At 40.8% G+C, this 14,565-nt stretch carries 12 protein-coding genes; 6 read left to right on the top strand and 6 right to left on the bottom strand.

Going from position 1 to position 14,565, the window contains the following annotated elements; translation table 11 throughout:
* Positions 1–467: 467 nt before the first annotated feature.
* The 6 genes from crcB to mnmG form a co-directional block, all read right to left on the bottom strand.
* Positions 468–821: a fluoride efflux transporter CrcB gene (gene crcB / locus CVT00_RS01525; RefSeq protein WP_103558649.1), complete on the bottom strand. Its 354-nt coding sequence runs from the start codon at positions 819–821 to the stop codon at positions 468–470.
* Positions 821–1,660: a biotin synthase gene (locus CVT00_RS01520; protein ID WP_103558650.1), complete on the bottom strand. Its 840-nt coding sequence runs from the start codon at positions 1,658–1,660 to the stop codon at positions 821–823. The genes crcB and CVT00_RS01520 overlap by 1 nt, the downstream gene beginning before the upstream one ends.
* Before the next feature lie 351 nt (positions 1,661–2,011).
* On the bottom strand, positions 2,012–3,052 hold the full coding sequence (locus tag CVT00_RS01515; protein ID WP_103558651.1) for a c-type cytochrome: 1,041 nt from the start codon (positions 3,050–3,052) through the stop codon (positions 2,012–2,014).
* A gap of 2 nt (positions 3,053–3,054) precedes the next feature.
* A complete protein-coding gene (locus CVT00_RS01510) occupies positions 3,055–4,299 on the bottom strand; it encodes a cytochrome b (protein ID WP_103558652.1) in 1,245 nt (414 codons plus the stop codon).
* A 10-nt stretch (positions 4,300–4,309) separates the two neighbouring features.
* Entirely contained in the window at positions 4,310–4,813 is a 504-nt protein-coding gene (gene petA, locus CVT00_RS01505; protein ID WP_103558653.1) for a ubiquinol-cytochrome c reductase iron-sulfur subunit, read from the bottom strand.
* Between the two features lie 378 nt (positions 4,814–5,191).
* Positions 5,192–7,057 carry a tRNA uridine-5-carboxymethylaminomethyl(34) synthesis enzyme MnmG gene (gene mnmG / locus CVT00_RS01500; RefSeq protein WP_196376879.1) on the bottom strand — a complete coding sequence of 622 codons (1,866 nt, stop codon included), beginning with the start codon at positions 7,055–7,057 and terminating at the stop codon, positions 5,192–5,194.
* A 171-nt stretch (positions 7,058–7,228) separates the two neighbouring features.
* Between mnmG and CVT00_RS01495 the strand changes: the two genes are divergently transcribed.
* From CVT00_RS01495 to CVT00_RS01470, 6 genes are all read left to right on the top strand, one after another.
* Positions 7,229–10,681 carry an acyl-[ACP]--phospholipid O-acyltransferase gene (locus tag CVT00_RS01495; protein WP_107915953.1) on the top strand — a complete coding sequence of 1,151 codons (3,453 nt, stop codon included), beginning with the start codon at positions 7,229–7,231 and terminating at the stop codon, positions 10,679–10,681.
* 142 nt (positions 10,682–10,823) lie between these two features.
* Positions 10,824–11,603: an amino acid ABC transporter substrate-binding protein gene (locus tag CVT00_RS01490; RefSeq protein WP_107915955.1), complete on the top strand. Its 780-nt coding sequence runs from the start codon at positions 10,824–10,826 to the stop codon at positions 11,601–11,603.
* Between the two features lie 9 nt (positions 11,604–11,612).
* The gene (locus tag CVT00_RS01485; protein WP_107915957.1) at positions 11,613–12,365 is read left to right on the top strand and encodes an amino acid ABC transporter substrate-binding protein; all 753 of its coding nucleotides are present in this window, start codon (positions 11,613–11,615) and stop codon (positions 12,363–12,365) included.
* A gap of 9 nt (positions 12,366–12,374) precedes the next feature.
* A complete protein-coding gene (locus tag CVT00_RS01480) occupies positions 12,375–13,127 on the top strand; it encodes an amino acid ABC transporter substrate-binding protein (RefSeq protein WP_103558657.1) in 753 nt (250 codons plus the stop codon).
* 23 nt (positions 13,128–13,150) lie between these two features.
* Positions 13,151–13,819: an amino acid ABC transporter permease gene (locus CVT00_RS01475; RefSeq protein ID WP_021089366.1), complete on the top strand. Its 669-nt coding sequence runs from the start codon at positions 13,151–13,153 to the stop codon at positions 13,817–13,819.
* The gene (locus CVT00_RS01470; RefSeq protein ID WP_103558658.1) at positions 13,819–14,556 is read left to right on the top strand and encodes an amino acid ABC transporter ATP-binding protein; all 738 of its coding nucleotides are present in this window, start codon (positions 13,819–13,821) and stop codon (positions 14,554–14,556) included. Before CVT00_RS01475 ends, CVT00_RS01470 begins: the two co-directional genes overlap by 1 nt.
* The last annotated feature ends 9 nt before the right edge of the window (positions 14,557–14,565 follow it).

Below are 14,565 nucleotides of genomic sequence, written 5' to 3'. Positions count from 1 at the left end.
CGTGAAATTTAGTGCTTTTTGATGAGTAAATTTGCCAAAAAATGTAAATTTACTCGCTTGCTAGTTATTAATATCCTCGTATTTGCCGTATTTTGTCAAGCACATCTTTTCTTACAAACTGCACGTATAACGCCATTAATGCGCAAAATTCCAGCAAATTTTAAAATTTCATGAACGAGTAATTTCGGCTCTGATTTTAGTGGCAAGCTTTGCGAGACCTAAAATCAGTAGTCAATTCTTGCGAGTGAATGAAAGTTTTAAAATTTGCAAAGATTGCTTGATTAAATTTGTAAATTTCTTTTATCCAAAAGGGAAACAAGGGGACTTGAATTACGAAGCCGTCCCCTTATCTCCCTTTATATCCCACAATCCCCTCGCACGTTCAAGGGGTATGCAATTGCACTATCGTGCCGCATGCGGTTATAAACTCTAGTGAATTTTAATTTTGCAAACAGTTTTACTTAAATTCATAAATTTTTGCCAAGCAAAATGCCAAGATAGCTTGCGATCAAGCAAAGGCTAAGGTTTAAAAATATATTTAAAAAGCCTTTTACGAGTTCGCCTTCTAGTAAAAATTTAACGCTATCAAGGCTAAAGCTTGAAAATGTGGTAAAGCCGCCAAGTATGCCAACGACCAAGAAAACCCTCACGCTTTGGCTTAAATTTAGACAAAATAAAACGCCGATAATGAAGCTGCCAAGCACATTTACACCAAGCGTGGTTATCGGGAAGTGACTAAATTTTAGTAGCTCGCCAGCTAAAAACCTGCATCCAGCTCCGATAAAGCCTCCAAGCCCTGCAAAAAGTAAATTTACAAGCATTAGTGGCAGATGCTTGCAAAGCCAAAGCCGCGCTTTGTAAGCTCCTCGATGTCCTTGCTTGCCTTCTCGCCCTTTGCGGTGAGGTAGTCGCCTATCACGATCGCGTCTGCGCCATTTTCAAAGATCTCGTACTGCCTCTCGCCCAAAATCTTCTCCCTGCCACCAGCTATCATGACCCTAGTTTCTGGCAGTGCGCTTTTGGTCTCGCGCACGATTTTTAGGGCTTCATCCGCGCTAAGAGGTGGCTGATCGAGCCTTAGTGCATCACTTTTTATGAAAAAATTTATAGGCGACGAAAATGGCTCAAGCTCTTTTAGGCTAGCTCTAAAGCTCACCCTGTCGGCCTCGCTCTCGCCAACGCCGTAAATGCCGCCAGTGCAAAGCATGAGCCCAGCCCTTTTTGCGTCTAAATTTGTCTGATATCTCTCGTCCCAAGAGTGCGTTGTGCAGATTTTTGGGAAATATTCGCGACTTGTTTCTAGGTTGTGGTTGTAGCTAAAAACGCCAGCATTTTTAAGCTCACAAAGCTGCTCGTAAGTCGCCATGCCGTTACATGCGATGAGCATCAAATTTGGCACTTCTTTATGCACAGCTCTTGCTAAAGATGCGATATAGTCGGTCTTTTTATCATTTAGCCTAGCGCCACTTGTGACTAAGCAAAAGCCAAGAGCGTGATTTTTATAAGCCATTTTGGCTTTGTCCACCACCTGCTGCACGCTTTTTTCTTTAAATTTCGTGATATCAGCGCCAGCTTTGGCACTTTGCGTGCAATAAGCGCAGTCCTCAGCGCAGTTTCCCTGCGTGACGGAGCATATCGCACAAAGCATAATCGTTTTCATTTTTGATCCTTTTTTTGGGGCGTATTATAGCTTTGGTAGGTTTAAAATTTAAGTATGATCGCCTTGAATTTACGAAAAACAGGCAAATTTTAAAAATTTATAAGCGAGCATATCACGGCTCTAAATTTAGTGCTAAACGTAGTGTAACCTAAATTTAGTAGTCTGCTAAGGCGAGTGAGTAAGATTTTAAAATTTGCAGAATTGCTTTGTTAAATTAGATAGGTGTCAAGCAAATTTTAAAATTTGCAAAAATAGTTTGATTAAATTTTTAAAAAATAATTATAAAGAATACCTATTTATATATGTAAATTTGCTAGAGAGAATTTAAGAGCCAAAAAAGGCTCTTAAATTTTAGTGGAGTTCGCTCCAAACTTTGCGTTTCCAAAGCCAAGCGAAAATTCCTAATATAAAGAAGTAGATCATCACGTAAACGCCTGTGCTCTCGCGCTCAGCTTTTTTACTGTCGCCTACTTTTTGGATGTAAGATACTATGTCGTCTTCAGCGGCTTTGTTTAAGCCAACTCTAGGCATCGCAGTGCCTGGAAGCATCTTTTGAGTATCGTTTATAAATTTATGCAAGTAGTCTGCACCTTTTGAGCGGATCATCATAGATAGATCAGGTGGGTTTGAGCCCATATAAGCTGCAAGGCTTACTTTGTTACCAAGAGTATATTTTTTATCATACTTCATATCGTGGCATCTTTGACATGCGTCAGCAAAGACCTTTTCTTCAGTGATCTTACTCTTTGCATCTGCGTCAGCTGATACCTTTTTAAGGTAAGCAACTATGTCAGCAACCTCAGCGTTTATATCGCCGCCAGCACCCATAAATGCAGTCATCGGATAAGGATGCTCGTCGTTAAATTTATGAGATAGTTTTACAGCCATAGTTGGATTTTTGATAAGTGCAGCTAAAAATCTCTCGTCATAAATTTTACCAGCTGTGCTAAGATCTGGTGGCACTACGCCAAAGCTTTGGCTAGCTGTCTCAGCGTCCATACTAGCTGGCATGCCAGCTGCTTCGATGCCGTGGCATCCTGTACATCCAGCTGCCCCAAATGTCTCAGCGCCTTTTGCAGCATCACCCTTTGCAAGGTCGATTGAATTTATATCAGCCCAAAAAGCTGTATAGTCATCAAGAATTTTTTGTGCCGTCTCAACATCTTTTGTAGCTGCATCGATGCTAGCTTTGTTGCCACTAGCTTTTGCAGCCTCAAGCGCCTCTTTTTTTTGCTCTAAAAAGTGTTTAGCGTAGTCAGTATCTTCTTTTGAGAAGTTGTACTCAGCATTTGCGGTATGTGGATGAAGCTTTGTGTGAGCGTAAGGCTCGATACCCCAGTATAAAATACCTGAAAGGATAACAACGATGGCAAAAATTTTAAGCTCTTTCATGATTAGCCCCTTTTTCTTTCAAGTATTGTGATAACTGGAAGTGCGATTATAAATAGCACTAAAAATAGCAGTGACGCATAAAATCCTATCCAGTCGTTGATACCGCCTGTTGGAAGCTTGCCATATATAGATAAAACGATAAGATCTGCAACTAGTACCCAAAACCATACGAAAAATAGTGGTCTTTTGTGAGCTGGTGCTACAAGGCCGCTTCTATCAAAGAGCGGTATAAGCATAAATGCCACGCCAGCAAAGGCAAACGCGATAAGACCGATGTTATAAGCTGAAATTCCTGCTATATCAAAGAAGAAGCCACGTAAAATTTCATATTGCCACAAGAAGTACCACTCTGGGTAGATGTGTGGTGGAGTTTTTAGCGGATTTGCTGGCTCAAAGTTGATAGGATCCATCGCAAAGTTGAAGTGATAGCAAACAAGATATATGACAAAGATCATGAAAAATGATACATACATAAAGTCTTTTGCCAAAAATCCTGGCCAAAATGGTATAACTTTAGCTTTTGCTCTGTCACCATGCAAGTACTCTTGCGCCTCTACGTCAAAGTCGATATCTTCGCTTGTTAGGTTATTTACGTGAGGAACTCTTAGTGAGTAGAAGTGGATAACCAAAACAACGATAGTTACAAGTGGTAGCAAGCAGACATGAAGCATGAAAAATCTTGTAAGTGTTGAGTCACCAACTGCGTAGTCTCCTCTAATCCACTCAACCAAAGCATCACCGATAACTGGCACACCACCAAAAAGCTGAGTGATAACAGTAGCCGCCCAGTAGCTCATCTGACCCCATGGGAGCATATAGCCGCTAAATGCCTCTGCTGAAAAGCAGATAAATAGCACCATACCACTTACCCAAATGACCTCTCTACCTCTTTTATATGAGCCGTAGTAAAGTCCAGTAAGCAAGTGGATATACATGATAAGAAATATCGTAGAAGCTGAAACTGCGTGGATATGACGCCAAAGCCAGCCATACTCGACCTCTTGCATAATAGTGTAATTTACGCTATCAAAGGCCAAATTTACATCTGGCTTGTAATACATCATAAGCAAATAGCCAGTGATGATCAAAAGCAAGAAAAGCGTCGTTAGGATAACGCCCATCGCCCAAAGGAAATTTATATTTTTTGGGATCCAGTATTCGCTAACTAGAACCTTCATAAGCTTTGTAAAAGCTAGGCGTTGGTCAAGCCAGTCAATAACGCCAGTTGATTTATGAGATAAAGACATCGCTAACCTCCTAAGCTTTAGCTACTAATTTTTCATATTCTGGGCTTGTTTCGCCTAGAACTAGCTTGGTTCCATCTATCTTAAATGGTGGGATATCAAGCGGTCTTGGTGGAGGTCCGTATGTCTGCATGCCATCGACGTTAAATTCGCCGCCATGACAGGCACAGACAAAAATTTGCTTGCTAGACTTGTACTCAGGGATACATCCTAGGTGTGTGCAAAGTCCGATAAGAACTACATATCTCGCATCTCCAACGACAACATCTCTCTTGTCGTTTTTAGCCATATCTGGACTTTTTTTGAGGATAAAAATAGGCTTTTTACGCCACTCAACCTGTCTCATCTCGCCATCTTTGATCGGGCTTAGATCGACAGTTGTAAAACCAGCAGCTTTTACGCTAGGGAGCGGATCCCAGGTCTTTTTCATGGCAACTAGTGACATAGCGCCACCCACAGCTGCCACAGCACCAAACGCAAGGCCGATAAAGCTTCGTCTTTCTTGCTTTACTGACATTAATTTCCTTTCTATAAATAAAAATTTTAAATGATTATACTCCCAAAAATTAAAAAAACTATAATCTCACAATATAGTTTGTAAAAAAATAAAAAGTGAATTTAAGCTTTTTACACTAAAATTTGAAATAAATTTATCTAAAAAAACGCCTGTATATCGCGACTTAGAGCTTCTTATAAAGAGAGAGATTGACCTAATGCCCAAACGTTAAGATAAAAATTTTTCTATTTTGGCACTCGTAAAATAGAAAAATTTTAATAATAAAAATTTATTAAACTTAAAAAAATTATAAATAGCAACTATTAAAAAAATGAGCAACTTTGTTTTTAAAATTTTTAAACGCTAGTTAAACTTAAAAAAATCATAAAAGGCTTAAATTTAAGCCTTTTTTTCTCGCTCATTTTTTATGTATATATGTAAGATATCGATCGCTGCTGGCGTGATACCTGAAATTTCGCTCGCCGCAAAGAGCGTTGGAGGGGCAAATTTCTCAAGCTTTTCGACCACCTCGTTGCTAAGACCACTTATGCTTCTAAAGTCGAAATTTTCAGGGATTTTCACATCCATCATATCTTTCATTTTTTCGATCTGATTTTTTTGCTCGCTGATGTAGTGCTGATACTTGCACTCGGTTAAAATTTGGTCCATGCTCGCATCGTCTAAATTTACAAATCTCTCATCAAGCTTTCTTAGTTTCTCGGCCGTAAAGCTCTTTCTAGCTACGATCTTTTGAAGGCTCACGTTTTGGCTGATCGGCTCTTCATCAAGACTTGCCAAAAGCTCTAAATTTGCCTTATTTGGCGTGATCTGAGTATCATTTAAAAACTCCAGCCCCTCTTTTAAATTTCTTCTTATATTTTCTATCTCGCTAAAAGTCTCATCATCAAGCAGCCCAAGCTCATGACCATATCCGCCAAGCCTTAAAATGGCATTTTCCTCACGCAAAAGCAAGCGATACTCCGCCCTACTCGTAAACATCCTATATGGCTCTTTTGTCCCTTTTGTCACAAGGTCATCTATCAAAACGCCGATATACGCCTCATCACGGCGCAAGATAAGCGGCTCTTTGTTATCTAGCGAAAGCGCTGCATTTATACCAGCCATTAGCCCCTGAGCGCCGGCCTCCTCATATCCTGTCGTGCCGTTTATCTGCCCAGCCAAGTATAGCCCTTTTACTTTTTTGGTCTCTAAGCTATGTTTTAGCTGTGTTGGCTCGACGTAGTCGTACTCGATAGCATATCCATGCCTTACGATTTTGGCGTTTTCAAAGCCCTTTACAGAGCGAAGCATCTGCACTTGCACCTCATAAGGCAGGCTCGTTGAAAAGCCGTTTATGTAGTACTCTGTCGCTTCAAGGGTCTGAGGCTCGATGAAAAGGTGATGTCTGTCGCGGTCGCCAAAGCGGTTTATCTTATCCTCGATACTAGGGCAATATCTTGGTCCGATGCCCTCGATCTGGCCTGTAAAAAGCGGCGCTTTGTCAAAATTTGAGCGGATTATCTCATGGGTGGTTTCGTTTGTATAGGCGATGTAGCATGGCAGCTGCGTTGGAGAGAAATTTTTAGTTCTAAAGCTAAACGCAACTGGCTTTGCATCGCCATCTTGCTTCTCTAAAATTTCAAAATTTATCGTTTTTGCATCGATCCTTGGGCATGTTCCAGTCTTTAGCCTGCCTAAATTTAACCCAAGCTCCCTTAGGCTGCTGCTTAGATCCTTTGCGCTTAGCTCGCCCACACGGCCGGCTTCAAGTTTGTTAAATCCAACGTGGATTAGTCCGTTTAAAAATGTGCCAGTGGTAATTATCACTTTTTTTGCGTTATAGATGTTATTTAGGTGAGTTTTAACGCCTGTTATCTCGCCATTTTCGCTTAAAATTTCAGTAGCGATCTCTTGAGAAATTTCTAAATTTGGAGTGTTTAAAAGCAAATTCCTCATATAAACGCGGTATCTATCCATATCGATTTGAGCGCGGCTACCACGTACTGCTGGGCCTTTGCTCTCATTTAGCACGCGAAACTGGATACCAACTGCATCAGTTGTAAGCCCCATTTGACCACCAAGCGCGTCGATCTCTTTTACAAGATGCCCTTTTGCAAGGCCTCCGATGGCTGGGTTACAGCTTGCAGCGCCTATTTGCTCGGCTAAGATCGTGATCAGTAAAGTTTGTTTGCCCATTCTAGCAGCCGCAAGACTTGCCTCAATGCCAGCATGTCCGCCGCCAACGACGATGATTTCATAGTCCATGATAAATTTTTCCTTATTTTTGATAGGTGGATTTTATCAAAAAGCATATAAAATTTAAATTTTTTCAAAGAAATTTCACCACAAAATTTATGGCTAGAGTTTTTTATTAATGATATTTTAAATATTTTGCTGTTAGATTTACAAAATTTTAAATCCAAAAAGGCTTTATTCATGAGGAATTTACTAAAAGTCACTGGCTTTTTGCCCTACCTTGCGATCGCATTTTTAAACGCAAGTGTCGATCTAGCGCACAAAATAACCATCCAAAACGTCCTTTTAAAGACCTACTCAGGCGACACGCTTTTTATCCTAACAGCCGTTATAAATGCGATGATCTTGCTTCCATTTATATTTTTATTTTCACCTTCAAGCTTTATAAATGACAAATTTGCAAAGACAAAGGTTATTAGAATTTGCGCCGTCTTTGGCGTTGTTATCAGCGTTGCGGTGCTTATTAGCTACCTTTTGGGTGCCTTTGGCGTGGCATTTGCGCTCACACTCATTTTAGCTGCTCAAAGTGCGATCTACTCTCCAGCAAAATATGGCATCATCAAAGCACTTGTCGGCACTGAGCGACTTGGCACAGCAAACGGCGTCATCCAAGCGCTTACCATCGTAGCGATACTCGCTAGCTCATTTTTGTTTTCATTTATATTTGAAAATTTATACATCCAAGGCGAAAACTCAGAAGAAATTTTAAAAAGCGTCTATCCTATCGGCATCTTTTTGGTTGTATTTAGCGCACTTGAAGCATTTTTTGCCTACAAGCTACCTTATATCAGCGAAACGAACGAACAAAGCGGAGAATTTGAGCTTAAAAGATACATCAGCCTTAGCTACTTAAGAGAAAATTTAAAAGAGGTAAGATCAGATAAAAATATCTGGCTAAGCATCGCTGGTCTTAGCATATTTTGGGGAATTTCTCAGATCATCATCGCAGCCTTCCCAGCTCACTACAAGGCAGTTTTTAATGACGACAGCTCACTAGCAGTGCAAGCGATCCTCGCAGTAAGCGCCATAGGCATCGCATTTGGCTCATACGTGGCTGGCTCTATGTCAAAGCTTCACATCGAGCTTGGCATAGTGCCGATGGGCGCTATTGGTATATTTTTCTCGCTTTTATTTTTCGCATTTGGCTCAAGCATCGGCGTAGTAAGCCTTAGCTCATTTGCATTTGGCTTTTTTGGAGGCATATTTATAGTGCCGCTAAATGCGATGATCCAGTACTTTGCCCCGCAAAAGAGCACCGGCAAGATAATGGCGGCAAACAACTTCTTGCAAAACGTCTCGATGCTACTATTTTTAGCCATTGGCATAGGCTTAGTATATTTTGAAATTTCAACCACTGGGCTCTTTGTCTTTACAGCGCTTGTTTGCTTGCTCGGCAGTTTTTACGCCATTTTGCAGCTTCCACACCTTTTTACAAGGCTGCTTTTGTTACCATTTTTAAAGACAAAGTACCGCTTTTTCGTTGAAGGACTTCAAAATTTACCGCAAAGTGGCGGCGCGCTACTTCTTGGCAATCACATCAGCTGGATCGACTGGCTCGTGCTTCAAGCTGCAAGCCCAAGGGGCATAAGATTTGTCATGTATAGAACGATCTATAACAAATGGTATCTAAAGCAAATTTTTAAATTTTTTAAAGTGATCCCAATAGGCGCAGGGGCTAGCAAAGAGTCGATCGAGCTAGTTAGAGAGTGCCTAAAAAATGGCGAAGTGGTCGCACTTTTCCCAGAGGGCCACATCAGCTACAACGGCCAGATAAACGAGTTTCAAAAGGGCTTTGAGCTTATCATCAGAGATCTAGAAGAAATTTGTATCGTGCCATTTTACCTTCGTGGCCTTTGGGGTTCGAGCTTTTCAAGAGCTAGTAAATTTTACAAAGACCTCACTTCTAAAAACGGCAGACGCGACATCATCGTCGCCTTTGGCAAGCCAATAACTACATTTATAAACGCTGCAAAGATGAAGCAAAAGGTGCTTGAGCTTAGCTTTTCATCGTGGGAGAGCTTTATCTCAAGACAAAAACCACTAACGAGCGAGTGGCTAAACAACGCAAAAGAGGATAAATTTAAAGAGTGCGTGAGCGACAGCACTGGGCTAAATTTAAGCAACTTGAAATTTATAACAGCCGTTTTAGTCTTTATCAAAATTTTCAAACGCGAGCTAAAAGATGAGAAAAATATAGGCATCTTGCTACCTAGCTCAAGCATCGCAGCCATCGTAAATATGGCACTTCTTGCCATGGGCAAAGTGAGCGTAAATTTAAACTACACGCTTAATGTTACCTCGCTAAATCACGCCCTAAAAAAGGCAAATATAAACACAGTGATCACCTCTAGCAAATTTCTTGAAAAGCTCGTACTTAAGGGCTTTGATCTAAAAGATGCGATGAGCGGCAAGGCTAAATTTGCAGAAGATCTCTCAGCTAGCGTCTCAAAAAAAGAGAAATTTCTTGCGCTTTTAACCGCGTTTTTTGCTCCAGTTTGGCTTATTAAGCTTTGCTATTTTAAGCGTGTAAGCTTAGAAGACACGGCTACAATTTTATTTAGTAGCGGCAGCGAGGGCGAGCCAAAAGGCATCGAGCTAAGCCATAAAAATTTACTTGCAAACATTAAGCAAATAAGCGAACTTCTAAATTTCAAAAAAGATGACGTGATCTTAAACTCACTCCCTGTTTTTCACTCATTTGGACTAACAGTCACCACGCTCATGCCGCTTTGCGAGGGCATAAAAATGGTAAGCGTACCTGACCCAACAGACGGAGCGACTATCGGCAAAATGGCTGCAAGACACAGCGCTAGCATCATCTTTGGCACCTCAACGTTCTTTAGGCTCTACACTAGAAACAAAAAGCTTCATCCGCTGATGTTTCAAAGTGCCAGAATGGTCGTAGCTGGGGCTGAAAAGCTAAAACCTGAGATAAAAGACGAGTTTAGGCTCAAATTTGGCATAGAAATTTATGAAGGATATGGCGCGACCGAAACTGCGCCAGTAGCTGCTGTAAATATGCCAAATATCCTAGAAAAAGAGAGCCTAAAAGAGCTTACATTTAATAGACCTGGCAGCGTTGGCATGCCTCTGCCTGGCACTATCATCAAGATAATCGATCCAGAGACGCTTGAAGAGCTAGAAACTGGCACAGACGGGCTCATCGTCATCGGCGGATCGCAGATGATGAAGGGCTACCTAAACGACGAAGCTAAAACAAGCGAGGTCATCACGCACATTGATGGCGTAAGATACTATAAAACTGGCGATAAAGGCCACATCGATGAAAACGGCTTTGTGTTTATCGTCGATAGATACTCAAGATTTGCCAAGATAGGCGGCGAGATGATAAGCCTTGGAAGCGTCGAAGAAGAGCTTGCAAAGGTGCTTGGAGGCGATGTTGTATTTAGTAGCGCAAACGTGCCAGATAGCAAAAAGGGCGAAGCGATCGCACTTTTGGTAAAAAGCGGCACAGAGCCTGAAAATATCGAGCAAATTTTAAAAGAGAGTAGCTTAGCTCCTATAATGATACCAAGCTATATATTTATCGTTGATGATATCCCAACGCTTGCAAGCGGCAAGGTTGATTTTAAGGGCGTTAAAGCTCTAGCGGTCTCACTTTTAGCGGAGTGAGCCGCCGCCATTTTATTTTTGTGATAAAATAGCACCAAAATATTACCTAGGTCGCAGTTGCGACTGACATTTGCATAAATCTTAAATTTATCTTTTTTTGCAAATTCCGTTATTGATTTTATTTTTCTATAAGGAGTTTTGTATGAAATTTTCTAGTGCTTTTAAATTTGGTGCGCTCTGCGTAGTTGGCTGTTTGCTCTCTTTAAATTCTGCCTTGGCAAATTCTTACGAGCAGATCAAAAAAGATGGCGTCATAAGGATAGCAACAGAAGGCGTTTATTCGCCATTTTCATTTCACAATGAAAAAGATGAGCTAATGGGCTATGATGTAGAGATAGCAAGAGCCGTGGCTAAAAAACTAGGCGTAAAGCCAAAATTTATCGAAGCTTCATGGGATGCGATGCTTGCGGCATTTGACGCTGGCAAGGCGGACGTGGTGTTTAACCAAGTAAGTATAACCGACGAGCGAAAGAAAAAGTATGACTACAGCGTGCCATATATGGTCTCTTACTCAGCCATCGTCGTGCATAAAGATAATAACGACATCAAAAGTTTTGCTGATCTAAAAGGCAAAAAAAGTGTGCATTCAGTAAATAGCATGTGGATACCAACCGTTGAAAAGTATGGCGCCAAGCTAGTTGTGGCCGATAGTTTGAGCGATCAGATAAATTTGATCATCACAAAAAGAGCAGATGATACGATAGATGATGCGGTGATGTTTTATGACTACATCAAACAACATCCAAATGCCCCTATAAAGATCATCGAAGCTGGTGATGAGCCTATGTATACGGCTGCGATTGTTAAAAAAGGTAACAAAGAGCTACTAAATAAGATAAATAATGCCCTAAATGAGCTTAGCAAAGAAGGAGTTTTAAGCGAAATTTCGCTTAAATACTTCGGCAAAGACATTTCTAAATAAGGAGAATCAATGAATTTTAAGCCCATTTTTGGCTTTATCGCAGGTGCTTTTTTAGCTTTAAATTTAAATGCTTCAACTATCAAAAAAGGCGAGCTTATAGTTGCAACTGAAGGCACTTACTCACCTTACTCATTTTATAACGAAAAGGGCGAGCTAGTAGGATATGACGTAGATATCGCAAAAGCTGTTGCAAAGAAGCTAAATTTAAAGATCGAGTTTCTAACAGCCCCATGGGATGCGATGCTTGCGGCATTTGACGCTGGCAAAGCGGACGTGGTGTTTAATCAAGTTAGCATAAACGAAGATAGAAAGAAAAAGTATGATATGAGCGTGCCTTACACCATGCCATATCCAGTAATAGTCGTGCATAAAGACAATAACGACATCAAAAGTTTTGCTGATCTAAAAGGCAAAAGAAGCGTGCACTCTGCAACTAGTAACTGGGCAGCGATAGCTGAGAAAAACGGTGCAACAGTGATCGTGGCTGATGGCTTTAGCAAAGGCGTGGAGCTTATCATCTCAAAAAGAGCTGACGATACGATAAATGACAATGTCACATTTTTTGACTACATCAAGCAGCGTCCAAATGCACCGCTCAAGATCGCATACACTAGCAATGAGCCGATGCCAACAGCTGCACTTCTTAAAAAAGGCAACACCGAGCTACTAGAAGCGATAAACAAAGCGCTTGATGAGCTAAAAGCCGAAGGCAAGATAAGCGAAATTTCGATGAAATATTTTGGAAAAGATATTTCAAAATAAAGGATCAAAGTGAAATTTACAAATTTATTAAAAGTAGTAGTAGTGCTTGCAATGGCTTTAAATTTACAAGCAAAAACTATAAAAGATGGCGTGCTAACAGTAGCAACAGAAGGCACTTACGCGCCTTTTACATTTTATAATGACAAAAATGAGCTAATAGGATACGACGTAGATATCGCAAGAGCTGTGGCGCAAAAGTTAAATTTAAAAATTGAGTTTCTAACAGCTCCATGGGACGCGATGCTAGCAGCATTTGACGCAGGCAAAGCAGACGTTGTGTTTAATCAAGTAAGCATAACTGATGAGAGAAAGAAAAAGTATGCTTTTTCAGTGCCTTATACTGTGACATTTGGCGCTATCATCACTAGAAAAGACAATAACGACATTAAAAGTTTTGCTGATCTAAAAGGCAAAAAAGATGCCGACTCAGCAACTAGCAACTGGGCGAAAGTAGCCGTAAAATACGGTGCTGAGCACGTCGTAACAGACAGTTTTGCTAAAAGTATGGAGCTTCTTATATCAAGGCGTGTAGATGCTGTTGTAAGAGATAACATCGTATTTTACGACTTCATAAAAGAGCGTCCAAATGCACCTGTAAAGATAGCTGCCTCACTTGACGAGAAAGACTACACAGCAGCAGCTGTTAAGAAAGATAACGCCGAGCTTGCAGAGCAAATTTCAAATGCTTTAACTGAGCTTGCAAAAGAGGGCAAACTAGAAGCCATCTCAAAAAGCTACTTTGGCAAAGACGTCTCAAAATAAATTTATAAACCAACAAGGCAAAAATGGAAAATTTAGATAGAGTGATCGAGCTTGTTTCAAGCTCGACGCTACCGATGATCATCGCACTTTTAAAAGTGACGATCCCACTTACTTTGCTCTCGTTTTCGTTAGGGCTTGTCATCGCAATTATCACAGCAGTAGCGAGGCTTTCAAATATAAAAATTTTAAAATTTATATTTGCCACCTACGTTTGGATATTTCGCGGCACACCGCTTCTTGTGCAGCTTTTCATCGTATTTTACGGGCTTCCTAGCATCGGTGTCACGCTTGATACTTGGAGTGCTGCTACTATCGCATTTAGCCTAAACGTGGGCGCTTATGCGTCTGAGTCTGTAAGGGCTGCCATACTTTCTGTGCCAAAAGGTCAGTGGGAGGCGGCCACATCGCTTGGCATGACGCACTATCAAATTTTAAAGCGTATCATTGCACCTCAAGCAGTGAGGATCTCACTCCCTCCGCTTTCAAACACATTTATAGGCCTTGTTAAAGACACTTCACTAGCAGCTTCTATAACGATGGTAGATATGTTTATGGTCGCTCAAAGGATCGCAGCAAGAACCTTTGAGCCACTCATCCTCTACATCCTAGCAGCACTCATCTATCTAGTGGTTTGCACACTTTTAACCTATCTTCAATCAAGGCTTGAAAAAGCTGTCTCAAGGTATGTCTAATGGCTATAAATTTTAAAAATATAAGCAAATCTTACGGCGATCATTTGGTGCTAGATAACATAAATACAAGCTTTAAAGAGGGGCAAACAACCGTGATAGTTGGCTCATCTGGTTGTGGCAAATCAACGCTTCTTAGATGCATAAATTTACTTGAGATCCCACAAAGTGGCACTTTAGAGGTAGATGGTAGGAGTGTAAATTTTAAAGAGAAGCTTAGCTCAAAAGAGCTTTTAGAAATTCGCAAAAAAACAGGCATGGTCTTTCAAAGCTTCAACCTCTTCCCGCACCTAACAGCGCTTCAAAATGTCACCGAAGCTCCGATCTACGTTCAAAAAAAGGATAAAAACGAGGCGATAAAAGAGGCAAAAGAGCTTTTAGCCAAAGTAGGGCTTAGCCACAAAGAAGATACCTATCCAAACAGGCTCTCAGGCGGACAAGCACAGCGTGTAGCCATCGCTAGAGCACTAGCTGTAAATCCATACTTTTTACTGCTTGACGAGCCTACAAGTGCGCTAGATCCAGAGCTTGAGGCTGAAGTTTTAAAGGTCATCTTATCTCTTGCAAAAGAGAAAAAGTCTATGATCATCGTCACTCATAATATGAATTTTGCTAGAAAGATAGCTGATAGAATTTTGTTTTTAGATAAAGGCGTGATCGCGTTTGATGGCTTAGTAGATGAGTTTTTTAATAGCCAAAATGAGAGGATAAAAAGCTTTATCTCGGCTATGGATATATAAATTTAGCTA

Source organism: Campylobacter concisus, from assembly GCF_003048675.2.
Taxonomy (GTDB): domain Bacteria; phylum Campylobacterota; class Campylobacteria; order Campylobacterales; family Campylobacteraceae; genus Campylobacter_A; species Campylobacter_A concisus_F.
This window is presented reverse-complemented; position numbering and strand designations above follow the sequence as displayed.